This window comes from Rhizobium sp. WSM1328 (genome assembly GCF_057653715.1).
In genome coordinates, this window is the sequence record NZ_JBYGKO010000002.1 from 794,795 (window position 1) to 810,483 (window position 15,689).

At 61.9% G+C, this 15,689-nt stretch carries 9 protein-coding genes and 2 pseudogenes; 3 read left to right on the top strand and 8 right to left on the bottom strand.

Annotation, left to right across the window (positions count from 1 at the left end; genetic code table 11):
- Positions 1 to 5: 5 nt before the first annotated feature.
- From AC2444_RS27315 to AC2444_RS27345, 7 genes and pseudogenes are all read right to left on the bottom strand, one after another.
- Positions 6 to 767, bottom strand: a complete 762-nt coding sequence (locus AC2444_RS27315) for an ABC transporter ATP-binding protein (protein WP_128406888.1) — start codon at positions 765 to 767, stop codon at positions 6 to 8.
- A complete protein-coding gene (locus AC2444_RS27320) occupies positions 764 to 1,804 on the bottom strand; it encodes a FecCD family ABC transporter permease (RefSeq protein ID WP_128449807.1) in 1,041 nt (346 codons plus the stop codon). The genes AC2444_RS27315 and AC2444_RS27320 overlap by 4 nt, the downstream gene beginning before the upstream one ends.
- Positions 1,801 to 2,826 carry an ABC transporter substrate-binding protein gene (locus tag AC2444_RS27325; protein ID WP_003562760.1) on the bottom strand — a complete coding sequence of 342 codons (1,026 nt, stop codon included), beginning with the start codon at positions 2,824 to 2,826 and terminating at the stop codon, positions 1,801 to 1,803. Before AC2444_RS27325 ends, AC2444_RS27320 begins: the two co-directional genes overlap by 4 nt.
- 132 nt (positions 2,827 to 2,958) lie before the next feature.
- Positions 2,959 to 3,225 (bottom strand): annotated as a pseudogene (locus AC2444_RS27330) (DNA-binding protein); the annotation flags it as partial.
- Positions 3,226 to 3,304: 79 nt separating this feature from the next.
- The gene (locus AC2444_RS27335) at positions 3,305 to 4,168 is read right to left on the bottom strand and encodes an alpha/beta fold hydrolase (protein ID WP_128449806.1); all 864 of its coding nucleotides are present in this window, start codon (positions 4,166 to 4,168) and stop codon (positions 3,305 to 3,307) included.
- A 2-nt stretch (positions 4,169 to 4,170) separates the two neighbouring features.
- The gene (locus AC2444_RS27340) at positions 4,171 to 4,452 is read right to left on the bottom strand and encodes a hypothetical protein (protein WP_003562757.1); all 282 of its coding nucleotides are present in this window, start codon (positions 4,450 to 4,452) and stop codon (positions 4,171 to 4,173) included.
- Between the two features lie 74 nt (positions 4,453 to 4,526).
- Positions 4,527 to 4,988: a hypothetical protein gene (locus AC2444_RS27345; protein ID WP_128449856.1), complete on the bottom strand. Its 462-nt coding sequence runs from the start codon at positions 4,986 to 4,988 to the stop codon at positions 4,527 to 4,529.
- Between the two features lie 209 nt (positions 4,989 to 5,197).
- On the opposite strand from AC2444_RS27345, the gene AC2444_RS27350 reads away from it, so the two are divergent.
- Positions 5,198 to 11,497, top strand: a complete 6,300-nt coding sequence (locus AC2444_RS27350; RefSeq protein WP_128449805.1) for a HAMP domain-containing protein — start codon at positions 5,198 to 5,200, stop codon at positions 11,495 to 11,497.
- A gap of 10 nt (positions 11,498 to 11,507) precedes the next feature.
- Positions 11,508 to 13,184: a response regulator gene (locus tag AC2444_RS27355; RefSeq protein WP_128449804.1), complete on the top strand. Its 1,677-nt coding sequence runs from the start codon at positions 11,508 to 11,510 to the stop codon at positions 13,182 to 13,184.
- A gap of 328 nt (positions 13,185 to 13,512) precedes the next feature.
- Here the strand turns inward: AC2444_RS27355 and AC2444_RS27360 are convergent.
- Positions 13,513 to 13,712: pseudogene (locus tag AC2444_RS27360) on the bottom strand (ribbon-helix-helix domain-containing protein); the annotation flags it as partial.
- A gap of 209 nt (positions 13,713 to 13,921) precedes the next feature.
- Here AC2444_RS27360 and treZ point away from each other — a divergent pair.
- Complete coding sequence (treZ, locus tag AC2444_RS27365; RefSeq protein ID WP_432431630.1) at positions 13,922 to 15,682, top strand: malto-oligosyltrehalose trehalohydrolase; 1,761 nt, start codon at positions 13,922 to 13,924, stop codon at positions 15,680 to 15,682.
- The last annotated feature ends 7 nt before the right edge of the window (positions 15,683 to 15,689 follow it).

Here is a 15,689-nt window from a genome sequence, read left to right on the forward strand (position 1 = left end):
CACCGTCACCTGAGATAATGGATATGCGGGCGCGCATGATAGGGAGAGGCCTCGATGCGCGCCTCGACGGAGAAGACGTCACGCAGAAGGTCTTCGCTCAATACATCCTGCGGTGCGCCGGAGGCAACGATCCTGCCTTGCTGCATGATGATCAGTTGGTCGCAAAACATGGCGGCATGGTTGAGATCGTGAAGGGCGACGATGCTGGTGATCGGCAGGCCGGAGACGAGCCGCATCAGGCCAATCTGGTGCTGAATATCGAGATGGTTCGTCGGCTCGTCGAGGATCAGCTCCTCGGGCGATTGGGCGAGCGCCCTTGCGATATGGGTCCGCTGTTTTTCGCCGCCCGACAGGCTCTGCCAGCGATCGTCGCGCTTCTGCGCCATGCCGGCGCGCGCCAGCGCCTCTTCGACTGCTTCCTCGTCGGTCTTCGTCCAGCCCGAAAACATCGACCGGTGCGGGAACCTTCCGAGCTTGACGACGTCCACCACCTTCAGATTGGCATTTGTCGTGGCGTGCTGCTCGACGAAGGCGATGCGCCTGGCGATCGAGCGGCGGCTGATCGTGCCGATGTCGCTCCGGTCGAGCGTGACACGACCGGAATGCGGCCGCTTCAGGCCGGCCAGAAGCCGCAGCAATGAGGTCTTGCCCGAGCCGTTCGGGCCGAGCAAACCAAGCATCCGGCCGGGCTGCGCCTCCATGGAAACGCCATCGAGAATGGTCTTCTTACCAATTTTCCAGATGAGGTTGTCGGCTTTGATGCTCATGATGCGCGCTGGAACCGGTAGAGGATGATAGAGAAGAAGGGGACGCCGACCAGGGCCGTGACGACGCCGATCGGCAAGATCTGGTTGGGAATGAGGGCGCGCGCGGCAATGTCGGCGAGCACCATGAAGATCCCTCCTGCTATGGCGCAGGCTGGCAGCAGGCGCACATGCAGCGGCCCGACGACAAAGCGGGCGACATGCGGGACGACGAGGCCGACGAAGCCGATCGACCCCACCATGCTGACGATCGTCGCCGTCATCATCGCCGTCAGCGCGAAGAGCACCATGCGCGCGCGGCCGACATTGACGCCGAGCGAGGAAGCCGCCTCGTCGCCGAAAGCGAAGGCGTCGAGCACGCGGGCGTAAAACAGGCAGCCGATGAGGCCGATGCCGACGACAATCGAGACCAGCGCGAATTCCGGCCAGCGCACACCGCCGAAGCTGCCGAGCAGCCAGAACATGACATCGCGGGCCTGCTGCGCATTGGCTGAGGTGGTGACGATATAGGACGTGGTGGCGTTGAAAAGCTGCGAAGCGGCGACACCGGCAAGGATGGTGCGATCCGCGCCGCCGCGCGTGCCGTTCGAGAGCAGCGCCACGAAGAAGAAGGCCGCGAAGGCGCCTGCAAAGGCGCCGGCCGAAAGCGAGACCGCGCCGGCGCCGATCCCGAGAATGACAATTGCGACGGCGCCAGTCGAGGCGCCGGCGGAGATGCCGAGAACATAGGGCTCGGCAAGCGGGTTGCGCAGCAGCGACTGCATGATCGCGCCCGACAGCGCAAGGCCCGCGCCGCAGAAGGCGGCAACGAGCGCCCGGCTGAGACGATAATCCCAGATGACGGTCTCGTGGATGCGGTTCAGTTCGACCGTGGTCCATCCCAGCCGGTTGGTGACGGCCGAAAACGTGGTTGCAAGCGGGATCGGCAGGTCGCCGATCCCGACGCTGACGCCAATGGCGATAGCGATGAGGCAGAAAGAGGCGAGGAGCAGTGCGAGGACGGCTCCCAGCTGCCGGAAGATACGGCCCGCTTCCGTCACTTCAACAGACCGAGAGCCTTCAACTGGCCGGCCACCTGTTCAGCGCCGTAGACCGTGCGGACGGTCGGGTTCATCGCCTGGCCGTCCATGATCACGATCGCCTTGTTCTTGACGGCAGGGATCTGGCTGACGGCCGGATCGGTGTTCAGGAAATTGATCTTGGCCTCCGGCTTGTCGAGCTCCCAGCGGTTGCGGTCGAGACTGGCGACGACGATGATGTCGGGATCGGAGGCGATGATGCCTTCCCAGCCGAGTGTCGGCCATTCCGCTTCCGCTGATATCGCATTGTGTCCGCCGAGCAGGTCGGCGATGAAGCCGGACGCGCTGTTCTTGCCGCCGAGATAGGCATCGGCCGACGGGCTGGGGCTGGAGAACCAGAAGACGTAGGAAAGGTTCTTGCCGTCCTTCGAAACGCTGGAGCGAAGCTTGGCTTCGCGCGCCTTGAAGTCGGCGATCAGTGCCTGGCCGCGATCGGCGACGTCGAAGATCTGCGAGAGTTCATCGATTTCCTTGTAGAGAAGATCCATGTTCCACAGCTCGGCGCGGCTGCCGTACTGGTCCTTGACGTCCTTGGTGCTGAGGCAGGTGCTGGGCGAGAGATAGGTCGCGACGCCCACCTTGTCGAAATCTTCGCGCTTGGCGATCTTGCTGTTCGGCCCGACCAGGCTCGGCAAGGCCACCGCCACGAAGTCGGGATTTTCGGCGAGCATCGATTCGAAGGTCGGCATCTCGACGGTCAGAAGCTTGACCTTGGCATTGGCTTCGGCGAGCTGCGGCAGGACCTTGCTCGGCCAGAAGGCCGTGCCGGCCATCTTGTCCTGAAGGCCGAGCAGCAGCAGGATTTCAGCGCTGTTCTGGCCAAGGCCGATCGCCCGTTCGGGTGCCTTCTGGAAAGTCACCTGCGCGCCGCAGTTTCCCAGGCTCAGCGGATAGGTCGTCGAACCGGCCAAAGACGGATTTGCGGCAAGGCCGATCATGGCGGAAAGGCCGCAGGCGGCCAGAAGCGATTTGAGGCTGGTCACGAAGTTTCCCCGGTGAGTGAGTACATCCGGCCGCCGTATAGCCTCAGAAACGGGCGGAAAACAAGACCAATAAAATCAACTTATCTCAAAATTGGCAGCGCTTTTGCTGCCGGGCTACGTGCCATCACCCGCTAAACTGCAGCGATGCTCGTCATTGCGAGCCAGTGCCGGAACCAGCGGATCGAGATCGTTTATCGCCGCGCCCACCATGTCCGAGCGGCTGAGAAGCTGCGCCAACGATCCAGCGTCCGTCGTGGCTGAAAGCGCCTCGGCCAGCTCATTTGCCGGGACATTCGTAGAAATGCGCTCCAGCGCCGACGTCGCGCGTCGCAGAAACGCACTCCTGATGGAGTTCGGTTCTTCCTGCACAGTGAAGGGACCGGATACGTGATTGTCCACTGAGTGGCTCCTTGGTTGACAAGGTATTCTTGTGGCTCATGATCATATCAAGTCAACCATGTAACGAAGCCGGCGCTCATCAGTGAGCTCCAAAAAACTCCCTCATCGCCCGGGAGAGCGCATATGGATTTTCCTCGGCCACGTGGTGACCGCTCTCTATGCCGAAACCTCGCACATCATCCGCCCAGCTTCGCCAGATGGCGACAGGATCGCCATAGATCTTTTCCAGGTCGTCCCTGAGCGACCAAAGGCACAGCATGGGGCAGGTCACTTTCCTGCCGGCGTCGCGGTCCGCGCTGTCGTGCAGATGATCGATGCTGAGGCCGGCACGATAATCCTCGATCATGCCATGGATCACAACGGGATCACGGATGACGTCGAGCAGGTCATCATAGGCCTCCGAACCCATCAGCCTGGGTGACAGCTTGTCGTACCAAGCTAGCGGATCGGCTGAAATTGCGCGTTCGGGTTTTTCCGGCTGGGCAAAGAAAAACCAGTGATACCAGTCTCTGGCAAAGGTCCAGTCGGCGCGCTCCAGATGCTCGATAACAGGAATGGCGTCCACGATGACGAGCTTGCGCACGCAGGCGGGATGATCCATCGCCATGCGGAACGCCGTTAAGCTTCCACGGTCGTGTCCCGCTACGAAGAAGCTTTCCTGTCCCAATCGTTTCATCAGCTCGACGAGGGCGTGAGCCTTGGCGCGCTTAGAGGAATTGCTGCTATCCGGAGCGTCGCCCGGCTGATAGGAGCGGCCGAAGCCAGGAAGATCGGGACAGACGACGTGGTAGCCCGATGACAAGAAATCTGCAGCTTTGCCCCAGGTCATATGGGTCCTTGGGTGGCCGTGGAGAAGAAGAACGGCTGGCCCCGATCCTCCGTGACGGACACGAAGCGAGCCTGCTGCGGTGTCGATCGCATCCAGGGTGAAGCCATCGAACATCTTCAGCTCAGCTTTCCCACGAGCTTGGCATAGTCCGAAAATGTCAGCCGTTCGCCTTTCCTGCCTGCCTCCTCGGCGAGCTGCAGCACACGGATGGGAAACAGGATCGCGGCGCGGTTGGCACCGGACAGTTCATGGTCGTCATCGTCTTCGATTGCCTTCTTGGCTTTCGAGAGCGCGGCATTGAGTTCTTGGCTGGTGAGCAATTCTTTCTCGACGATCGCATCACAAATCGACGCCATGGCCATGATCAGGCCCTTGAGCTGGAGGTTGGCCGTATTCATGAGAACTCCGAGGAAACGATGGATGGGACGATGGCGCTCCGGCTCATCGCCGATTGCGCCGCGGCATTGCTACGTCAGTCCGGTTGAACCGGCCGGATCGTATCGACGGCGACGGCGCCCTCGAGGATCCCGCGCGTAATATCGCGCCTGTTCCGGTCGATCTCGATGACGGTGTAAAGCTTGTCGTCCCGAAAGGCGCTGGCATTGACCGTGGTGACATCCTCGGCGGGAGCCGCATCCACTTCCATGAAGTCGAGCTCACGAGACGCGGCGACGATCCTGGCGTCACCGGGCGTTCTGGCGGCAACGACGACAGTGCCGTGTCCGGGGGAATTGTCCCATCTCGGATCGTCGGGTGCGGCGATCGGCTCCAACCGGTAGATGTTGAGCATCTCGCCGCCTACGTCGGACGACGCTTGCGCAGCATCCTCGATTTGCGCCTGGCTCTCGACCGATTTTCCGAAAGTGGTCGGGCTGGTCGCGTTATTGATTTCTTCCTTGCCTGTCCTTGAGACGTTCGACATGTCGCTCTCCATTGTCAGAACGGTAACGACAGTCGGCAGCAAAGTGTTCCGCGCACGAAAAACCACAAATTTGACTGGAGCGGTTTCGGGCGAGCATTTCCGATATTTGCAACTATCAGGCTCATTTTGGGTGGTGAATCATGTTAGGATGAACGCGGGACGGCCCATACCATTTTCTGAGTTGAGCACTAAATTACCAGTCGTCGAATAGGGGGATTTTCGTGAGCAACCAAACTAGCGAATTCGCGCGCGACAGCGTTGCGGTAGATAGCCTGAATGGGCATGACCACAAAACGATGGCGTTCGACGACGCCAGCGCGCTTCTGGAAGTCCTCGTCGCGGTTAGGCGCGGCGACTTTTCCGTACGGATGCGGTCCGACCTGACAGGTCTCACCGGCAAAGTCGCCGATGCCCTCAACGACATCATTGCCGCCAATCAGCGCATGGCCCAGCAGCTCGAGCATGTCGGGCAGGTGGTCGGTCGGGACGGGCGAACGAGCACGCGCGTACGCTTCGGCCTGTCGGATGGCTCCTGGTCTGAAATGGAGGGATCGATCAATGGTCTGATCGACGATCTCCTGTGGCCGACGACAGCTGTTACGCGCACGATTACGGCTGTCGCCAAGGGAGATCTCTTGCGGACCGTGCCGCTCGACGTCGACGGGCGGCCGCTCAAAGGTGAATTCCTGCGCTCGGCCGATATCGTCAATACGATGATCAAGCAGTTGAGCGTCTTCACCTCGGAAGTAACGCGCGTCGCGCGCGAGGTCGGCACGGACGGAAAACTCGGCGGCCAGGCGCAGGTGCCGGAGGTGACCGGCGTCTGGAAGGACCTCACCGAAAGCGTGAACTCGATGGCGTCGAACCTGACGGCGCAGGTGCGCAACATCGCCGAAGTGACGATCGCCGTTGCGAATGGCGATCTTTCCAAGAAGATTACCGTCGACGTGCGCGGCGAGATCCTGCAGCTGAAGGAGGCGATCAACACCATGGTCGACCAGCTCAGATCCTTCGCCTCGGAAGTGACGCGCGTCGCCCGCGAGGTCGGCACCGAAGGCAAGCTCGGCGGACAGGCGCTGGTGCCGGGTGTCGCCGGAACCTGGAAGGACCTGACCGACAGCGTCAATGCCATGTGCGGCAACCTGACGGCTCAGGTGCGCAACATTGCCCAGGTGACCACGGCCGTGGCGCGCGGCGACCTGTCGCGCAAGATCACCGTCGACGTCTCGGGCGAAATCCTGGAGCTGAAGGAAACCATCAACACGATGGTCGATCAGCTCAACGGCTTTGCCGGCGAGGTGACGCGTGTGGCGCGTGAAGTCGGCACAGAGGGCCGCCTCGGCGGTCAGGCGCAGGTGCCAGGCGTCGCCGGCACCTGGAAGGACTTGACCGATAACGTCAATTCCATGGCCTCGAACCTCACCGCGCAGGTGCGCAACATCGCCGAGGTCTCGACTGCGATCGCCAACGGCGACCTCTCGAAGAAGATCACCGTTACGGTGTCTGGGGAAATCCTCGAGCTGAAGGAAACGATCAACACGATGGTCGATCAGCTGAACGCCTTTGCGTCGGAAGTGACCCGCGTGGCCCGCGAAGTCGGCACCGAAGGCCGGCTCGGCGGCCAGGCCAACGTGCGCGGCGTCGCCGGCACCTGGAAGGATCTAACTGAGAACGTCAACTCGATGGGCGGCAACCTGACGGCGCAGGTGCGCAATATCGCGGAAGTCTCGACTGCCATCGCCAATGGCGATTTGTCGAAGAAGATCACCGTCGACGTGAAGGGGGAGATCCTCGAATTGAAGGAGACCATCAATACGATGGTCGATCAGCTGAACGCCTTTGCCTCGGAAGTGACCCGCGTCGCCCGCGAAGTGGGCACGGAGGGCCGGCTCGGCGGCCAGGCGAATGTGCGCGGCGTTGCCGGCACCTGGAAGGACCTGACAGACAGCGTCAATTCCATGGCTTCCAACTTGACCGGGCAGGTGCGCAACATCGCCGAAGTCGCGACCGCCGTCGCCCAGGGAGACCTGTCCAAGAAGATCACCGTGACGGTGTCGGGCGAAATCCTCGAACTGAAAGAGACCATCAACACGATGGTCGATCAGCTCAACGGCTTTGCCGGCGAGGTGACGCGTGTGGCGCGCGAGGTCGGCACGGAAGGGCGGCTCGGCGGCCAGGCGAACGTGCTCGGCGTCGCCGGCACCTGGAAGGACCTGACCGACAGCGTCAACTCAATGGCAGGCAATCTGACGGCGCAGGTGCGCAACATCGCCGAAGTCTCGACTGCGATTGCCAATGGCGACCTGTCGAAGAAGATCACGGTGTCGGTCTCGGGTGAAATCCTCGAGCTCAAGGAAACGCTGAACACCATGGTCGATCAGCTGAACCGCTTTGCTTCCGAAGTCACCCGCGTTGCCCGCGAGGTCGGCACCGAGGGCAAGCTCGGCGGCCAGGCGCAGGTGCCAGGTGTCGCCGGCACCTGGAAGGATCTTACCGAAAACGTCAACTCCATGGCCTCCAACCTGACCGGCCAGGTGCGAAACATCGCCGAAGTGACGACGGCGGTGGCCCGCGGCGACCTGTCGCGCAAGATCACCGTCGACGTGAAGGGGGAAATCCTCGAACTGAAAAACACCATCAACACGATGGTGGACCAGCTCAACGCCTTTGCCGGCGAAGTGACGCGCGTCGCCCGCGAAGTCGGCACCGAAGGCAAGCTCGGCGGCCAGGCGCAGGTCTCCGGTGTTGCCGGCACCTGGAAGGACCTGACCGACAGCGTCAACTCCATGGCCGGCAACTTGACGGCGCAGGTGCGCAACATCGCCGAGGTGGCTACCGCTATCGCCAACGGCGACCTGTCGCGCAAGATCACGGTCGACGTGCGCGGCGAAATCCTGCTCTTGAAGGATACGCTGAATACCATGGTCGATCAGCTTCGCTCCTTTGCCGGCGAAGTGACACGTGTTGCCCGCGAAGTCGGCACCGATGGCAGGCTCGGCGGTCAGGCCGTCGTTCCCGGCGTCGCCGGCACCTGGAAGGATCTAACCGATAACGTCAACCTGCTCGCCGCCAATCTGACGACCCAGGTCCGCAACATCGCCGAAGTGACGACGGCCGTGGCGCGCGGCGACTTGTCGCGCAAGATCACCGTCGACGTGAAGGGGGAAATCCTCGAACTGAAGAACACCATCAATACGATGGTGGACCAGCTCAACGCCTTCGCCGGAGAAGTGACGCGTGTTGCCCGCGAAGTCGGCACCGAAGGCAAGCTCGGCGGCCAGGCGCAGGTGCCGGGCGTTGCCGGAACCTGGAAAGACCTGACCGACACCGTCAACGTCATGGCCGCCAACCTGACCGAGCAGGTGCGCGGCATCGTCAAGGTGGTGACGGCGGTGGCGAACGGCGACCTCAAGCAAAATCTCACCGTCGCATCGAAGGGCGAGGTGGCAGCCCTTGCCGAGACCATCAACAACATGACCAACACGCTCGCGACCTTTGCCGATCAGGTGACCACGGTTGCGCGTGAGGTGGGCGTGGAAGGCCGCCTCGGCGGTCAGGCGAATGTTCCAGGTACTGCGGGAACCTGGAAGGACTTGACCGGTAACGTCAACCTGCTGGCAGCCAACCTGACGACGCAGGTGCGCGCCATCGCCGAGGTGGCGACCGCCGTCACCAAGGGTGACCTGACGCGCTCGATCAAGGTCGACGCGCGCGGCGAAGTGGCCGAGCTCAAGGACAACATCAACACGATGATCGATAACCTCAGGCTGACCACCGAGCGCAACACCGAGCAGGACTGGCTGAAGACCAACCTGGCGCGCTTCACCAACATGCTGCAGGGGCAGCGCGACCTGACGCTGGTCGGCAAGATGCTGCTGTCGGAGCTGGCGCCTCTGGTCGGTGCCCATCAGGGGGTCATCTACCAGGTGGATTCCGACGAGCGGCAGCCGATCTTGTCGCTGCTCTCTGTCTACGCGAAAGGGGGCGAGGCGGCGCACCCGGCGCGGCTCGAATTCGGCCAGGGACTTGTCGGCCAGTGCGCCAGCGACGCCCGCCGCATCCTGGTCACCGACCTTCCCGACAATGTCGTTCCGATAAGCTCCGGCGTGTTCACGACCTTGCCGAGGAGCGCCATCGTGCTGCCTGTGCATTTCGAGGGGCAGGTGAAAGCAGTGATTGAGCTGGCCTCCGTCGGCGAATTCACCGAGTTGCAGCTGTCCTTCCTCGATCAGCTGACGACATCGATCGGCATCGTCCTCAACTCGATCGAAGCGACGATGCAGACCGAAGGCCTGCTCAAGCAGTCCCAGCAGCTTGCCGCCGAGCTTCAGACGCAGCAGCGCGAGCTGCAGCAGACCAACGAGCAGCTCGGACAAAAGGCGCAGCAACTGGAGGAGCGCAACGTCGAAGTCGAGGCGAAGAACCAGGAAATCGAGCAGGCCCGGCGCGCGCTCGAGGAAAAGGCAACCGAGCTGGCGCTGACATCGAAGTACAAATCCGAATTCCTCGCCAACATGTCGCATGAGCTGCGCACGCCCTTGAATTCGATCCTCATCCTCGGCCAGCAGCTGGGAGAAAATCCGGATGGCAACCTCTCGGGCAAACAGGTCGAGTTCGCAAAGACGATTCACGGCGCGGGAACCGATTTGTTGAACCTGATCAGCGACATCCTCGACCTGTCGAAGATCGAGTCCGGAACAGTCTCGGTCGATGCCGAGGAGATTTTTGTCAGCAACCTGCTCGAGATGATGGCGCGGCCATTCCGGCACGAGGCCGAAAACCGGGACCTGTCGTTCTCGGTCGATGTCGGCGCCGATGTTGCAAAGAGCCTCATCACGGATTCGAAGCGACTGCAGCAGATCCTCAAAAACCTGCTGTCGAATGCCTTCAAGTTCACCGCGCAGGGCGGCGTGACACTTCGCGTCGCGTCGGCAACGAGCGGCTGGTCGTCCGATCATCCCTCCCTCAAGCACGCGCCTTCGGTCATTGCCTTCGAAGTCGTCGATACCGGCATCGGCATACCGCCTGAAAAACAGCGCATCATTTTCGAGGCGTTCCAGCAGGCGGACGCTTCGACGAGCCGCAAATACGGCGGCACCGGCCTCGGCTTGGCGATCAGTCGCGAACTGGCGAACCTGCTCGGCGGCGAAATCCAGCTGCGCAGCACCCCCGGTATCGGCAGCACCTTCGTCCTCTATCTGCCGCTCACCTATGTCGGCGCCGGCGCGGCTGCCCCCAAGACCGTTCCGTCGGCAAATGTCGTAGAATTCGCCGAGGCGGCAGCAAACCGCCGCGCCGAAAAGCCGATCGAACATGTTGAAGACGATCGCCATCAGATAGAGGCCGGCGACCCCGTGCTGCTCGTCGTCGAGGACGATGCGCATTACGCCCGCGTGCTGGTGGATCTCGCCCGCGACAATGGATTCAAGGTTCTGGTGGCGATGCGTGGCAGTGATGCGCTCGCACTCGCGCAGGACTACAGGCCGGCGGCGATCTCGCTCGACATCTTTCTGCCCGATATGCTCGGCTGGACGGTGCTGAGCCAGCTCAAGCAGAATCCGCAGACGCGGCATATTCCGGTCCAGATCATCAGCCTCGACGAGGATCGCCAACATGGGCTGACCCGCGGCGCCTTCGCCTTCATGAGCAAGCCGACGACACCAGAAGGCCTTGGCAAGGCACTGTCGCGATTGAAGGCCTATGCACAACCGCGCCGCAAGCATCTGCTGCTGGTGGAAGACAACGAGGCCGAGCGTCTGAGCGTCACCGCCCTTCTCGGACATGACGACATCGATATCACCAGCGTCGGCTCCGGATCGGAGGCTCTCGCAGCCCTTCGGCAGAATGCCGCCGACTGCGTGGTGCTCGACCTTTCCCTTCCCGACATGTCCGGCTTCGACGTGCTGGAGCAGATACGCGACGACGCCGAGATCGGCGAGGTGCCGGTGGTCGTCTTCACCGGCCGGGAGCTTTCCGCCGAGGAAGACGCGGCACTGCACAGCATGGCCCGCAGCGTCGTGGTCAAGGGGGTCGAGTCGCCCGAACGTCTCCTGGATGAGACGGCCTTGTTCCTGCACCGGGTGGTCGCCGACCTGCCGGCCGCAAAACAGGCGACGCTGCAGGAACTGCACAGCTCGGATGAGGATCTTGTCGGCGAGACCGTGCTGCTCGTCGACGACGATGCCCGCAACATCTTCGCGCTGAGCAGCGTCCTCGAACGCCGGGGAATGAAGGTCCTGACCGCGACGACCGGCAGCGAAGCCATCGATGTCATCAACAACGAACCCTCTGTCGCGATCGTGCTGATGGACATCATGATGCCTGGAATGGACGGCTACGAGACGATGCAGCTCATCCGTTCGGAGCCCCGGTTCCGGCGGCTGCCGATCGTGGCGCTGACGGCCAAGGCGATGAAGGGCGACCGCGAGAAATGCCTGGAAGCGGGCGCATCCGACTATCTGGCGAAGCCGGTCAATACCGAACAGCTTCTGTCGGCTCTTCGCATGTGGCTGCATCGCTGAGGACCTCGCCATGAACCCCGTCAACATCCTCCTCGTCGACGACCAACCGGCAAAGCTCCTGAGTTACGAGGTCATTCTCGAAGAGCTCGAGGAAAACCTCATCAAGGCGCAATCCGCTCGCGAAGCCTTCGAGCACCTGTTGCGCACTGAAATCGCGGTGATCCTCGTTGATGTCTGCATGCCCGAACAGGATGGGTTCGAGCTCGTCAGCATGATCCGGCAGCATCCGCGCTATCAGAACACGCCGATCATCTTTGTTTCCGCCGTGATGCTGGCGGAACCCGACCGGCTGCGCGGCTATGCTGTGGGCGCGGTCGACTACGTCTCTGTTCCGATCGTCCCCGAGGTGCTGAGAGCCAAGGTGCGGGTCTTTGCCGAGCTCTACAGGAAGACGAGGGAACTCGAACGCCTGAACGTCGAGCTGGAGGCCCGCGTTCACCAGCGCACCGCCGAGCTCGAGGCTTCTGCAGCGCAGTTGCGTGAGCTCAACGAGGAACTCGAGCACCGGATCGATCAACGGACGCGGGAGCGCGAAGAGGCGCTCGCACAGCTGTTCGAGGCGCAGAAGCTCGACACGATTGGCCACCTGACGGGTGGCGTGGCCCACGACTTCAATAACCTCCTGATGGTAGTTCTCGGCAGCCTGAATCTTCTCAAGAAGCGGCTTCCGGCCGATGAACGCAGTGAACGCCTGGTGACGAACGCGATCCAGGCGGCCGAACGCGGCACGGCGCTCACCCAGCGCCTGCTTGCTTTCGCACGCCGCCAGGAGCTTAAGCCGCAGGCGGTCGACTTCTTCAGGCTGTTCGAAAACGTCGAGGATCTTCTCGCCAAGGCGGTGGGGCCGCGCATCGAAATCCGCAAAAGCATCCCGGCGGATCTGGCACCCCTCCTGGTCGACAGCAACCAGTTGGAACTGGCGTTGCTCAACCTGTTCGTCAATGCGCGGGATGCGCTCGAAAGCGGCGGAGCCGTGACGGTTGCCGCGGCGGCAGCCGAAGAAGCCCGGCCGGCCAGCCTTGCAGGCGGAAATTACATCAGGATATCGGTGTCGGACGATGGCGAGGGGATGGACGAGGCAACGGTCTCGCGTGCCGCCGAACCGTTTTTCACCACCAAGGGGGTCGGCAAGGGCACCGGTCTCGGCCTGTCGATGGTGCATGGCCTGGCGGCGCAATCCGGTGGCTCAATCCAGATATCAAGCGTTAGGGGCAAAGGCACGACGGTTTCGCTTTGGCTGCCCGTTGCCGAGGCATTCGTCAAGGTGCAGCCTCCCGTCGAGCTGCCGGCGACGGAGCCTTTGAAGCCGGCGTCGCGGCCGCTTGCCATTCTCGTAGTTGATGACGATGCCCTTGTCAGGACCGGGACCGTGGCGATGCTGGAGGATCTCGGGCACCTGCCGCAGGAAGCGTCTTCCGCTTCCCAGGCCTTGGAATTCTTTGCCCACGGGCAGGATTGCGATCTCGTCATCACCGATCATGCCATGCCGGGCATGACGGGCGCCGAGCTTGCGCGTCACCTTCGCTCCTCCTTTCCAGGCCTGCCCATCATCCTTGCCTCAGGCTATGCCGAGTTTTCCGAGGACCATGGCCTCGGCCGGATGCTGCGGATGAAGAAGCCATTCACACAGGAACAGCTTCAGGCGGCGATGGATCAGGCGCTCTCGGGCAAAGTCGCGGCGGCCTGAGGGTCGACGTGGGGATGTGCTGGGGTATTGCGTTCTGGGTCGGCTCTAACTCGCGTCGCTTTCAAACCGCTGCCCGGCATAGAGGATGCGGAGGATAACAATTCGGTGGGCTCAACTCGAACGCCACGCTTACCCGGCGCTCGAAACCACAATGCGTAACCCGGGTCGGACATGATCGCGGATGCTGCGGCGTTCGTGGTACGTTTCGAACCCAGTTACGAAGGTCTTGATGCGGGCCACATAATCGCGGGCGACGGCAGAAGATGCGGATGTCTTGCGGACTATAGATACCCGCCCAATCCAATTCCGCCTCATCGGGAAGGCGGATATCGGCCTTGTAGGCATCATAGGTGGCCGTAACTTCTGTTCGCAGCCAATGCTCGACGGCATTCTCGCGTTCCTGCAAAGCCCGCAGTCCCTCGCGTGTGACTTCGCTCTCCGAGGCGTAATAACCGTTGGACACCCGCTGTTAACGCGCTTCGCCATTTCCAGGGGCAACGTGATGCTCATTTGTTGCGTCGAACGCATCGAATAAACTCCTGCTGTTGCAGGTTTATAGCACGCGATAGGATAAAATCCTTCTCCCGATAGGATGGAATCATACTCTTTGGGTCTCTGCCGGAGGGCACCTCGCGACGATGGCCGCTCTGCGCTCTTCGTGCGTGCGAAACTTTTTGCCCTGACAAAAGTTACCCAGATCCCATCCCAATTTCATCGAAGGCTTTCCTTTGACCCAAATGACGTTCGGACCGGCATCCACTGAAGAGGGTTTTCTATTCCGCCTCTGGGCTCCCTTGCATGAAAGCGTGTTGTTGAAGATTGAAGGCGCTGATCCGCGGCCGATGCAGGCGGTCGGGGACGGCTGGCACCACTCTACAGTCGCGGATGCCAATGTCAGTACGCGCTACTGCTTCGTCCTGCCGGACGGTCTCGAAATACCCGATCCCGCCTCGCGGTTTCAGCCGCAGGATGTGCACGGACCGAGCGAAGTGGTCGACCTTTCCTTCTATCGCTGGAAGACGAGCGACTGGACGGGACGGCCCTGGGAAGAGATGGTGATCTATGAGATGCATATCGGCTGCTTCACGCCGGAGGGTACTTTCAAGGCCGCGATCGAGCGGCTCGACCATCTGCAGGCGCTGGGCATTACGGCTCTGCAGATCATGCCGCTGAGTGAATTTCCCGGCCGTTACAGCTGGGGTTATGACGGCGTGCTTCCCTATGCTCCGGACAGCAGCTACGGCCGGCCGGAAGATTTCATGGCGTTGGTGGACGCAGCGCACCAGCACGGCATCTCGGTTTTCCTGGACGTGGTCTACAATCACTTCGGGCCGGACGGCAATTACATCCCGGCCTATGCACCGCTCTTTACCGATCATCACAAGACACCCTGGGGCAACGGTATCAATTACGACGGCGACGGGTCGGAGATGATCCGCGAATTCATCATCGAGAACGCCATCTATTGGATCACCGAGTTCAGGCTCGACGGTTTCCGCTTCGATGCCGTGCATGCCATCAAGGACGATAGCTCCGAGCATCTGCTTCACGCGCTTGCCCGCCGCGTCAGGGCCGCGGCCGGCGACCGGCATGTTCATCTGATCGTCGAAAACGAGGAGAACGACAGCGACCTGTTGCAGCGTGACGAAAACGGGGAAGTGAAGCTGTTCACCGCCCAGTGGAACGACGACGTGCACCATGTGCTGCATATCACCGCCACCGGCGAAACCTTCGGCTATTATGCCGATTACGCTGGTGACGCCGGCAAGCTCGGCCGGGCGCTGGCGGAAGGTTTCGTGTTTCAGGGGGAACACATGCCCTATCGCGGCGGAAGCCGCGGCAAGCCGAGCGGCCATCTGCCGCCCACCGCTTTTATCTCCTTCATCCAGAACCATGACCAGATCGGCAACAGGGCGCTGGGGGATAGGGTTCTGGCTTCGAGCCCGGCTTATGTCGTCAAGGCGGTCGCCGCCATCTACCTGCTGGCGCCTGAGATCCCGATGCTGTTCATGGGGGAGGAATGGGGCGCCAGAGAACCTTTCCCCTTCTTCTGCGATTTCGACGAGGATCTGAACGAGAAGGTCAGGAAAGGCCGTCGCGAGGAGCTTTCCCGTCTCCCGGGCTTCGACGCCGACGACCTTCTCGACCCGACGGCGCCATCGACCTTTGCCGCCGCCAAGCTGGACTGGTCGAAACTCGCCTCTTCCGAGTTACTCGGTTTTTACAGGATGCTTCTCGACCTCCGGCACCGCAGGATCGTGCCTTTGCTGAAAGGCGCTGGCGCCGGAACCGCGGTCTATCGCTCGGCGGGAAGCGCGCTCGCGGTGGATTGGACCCTGGCGCAGAACCGGCGTCTTCATCTGCAGGCCAACCTCGGCGCCGAGGCGGTGCCGCTCGTCTCGCCGCAGGACGACGGCGAGACGATCTTCGGTCTCGGCGGCAGCGACGGCGGCGATCTCGCACCCTGGACGGTGATTTGGAATATCAGCGAGGCGTAACGGCGTG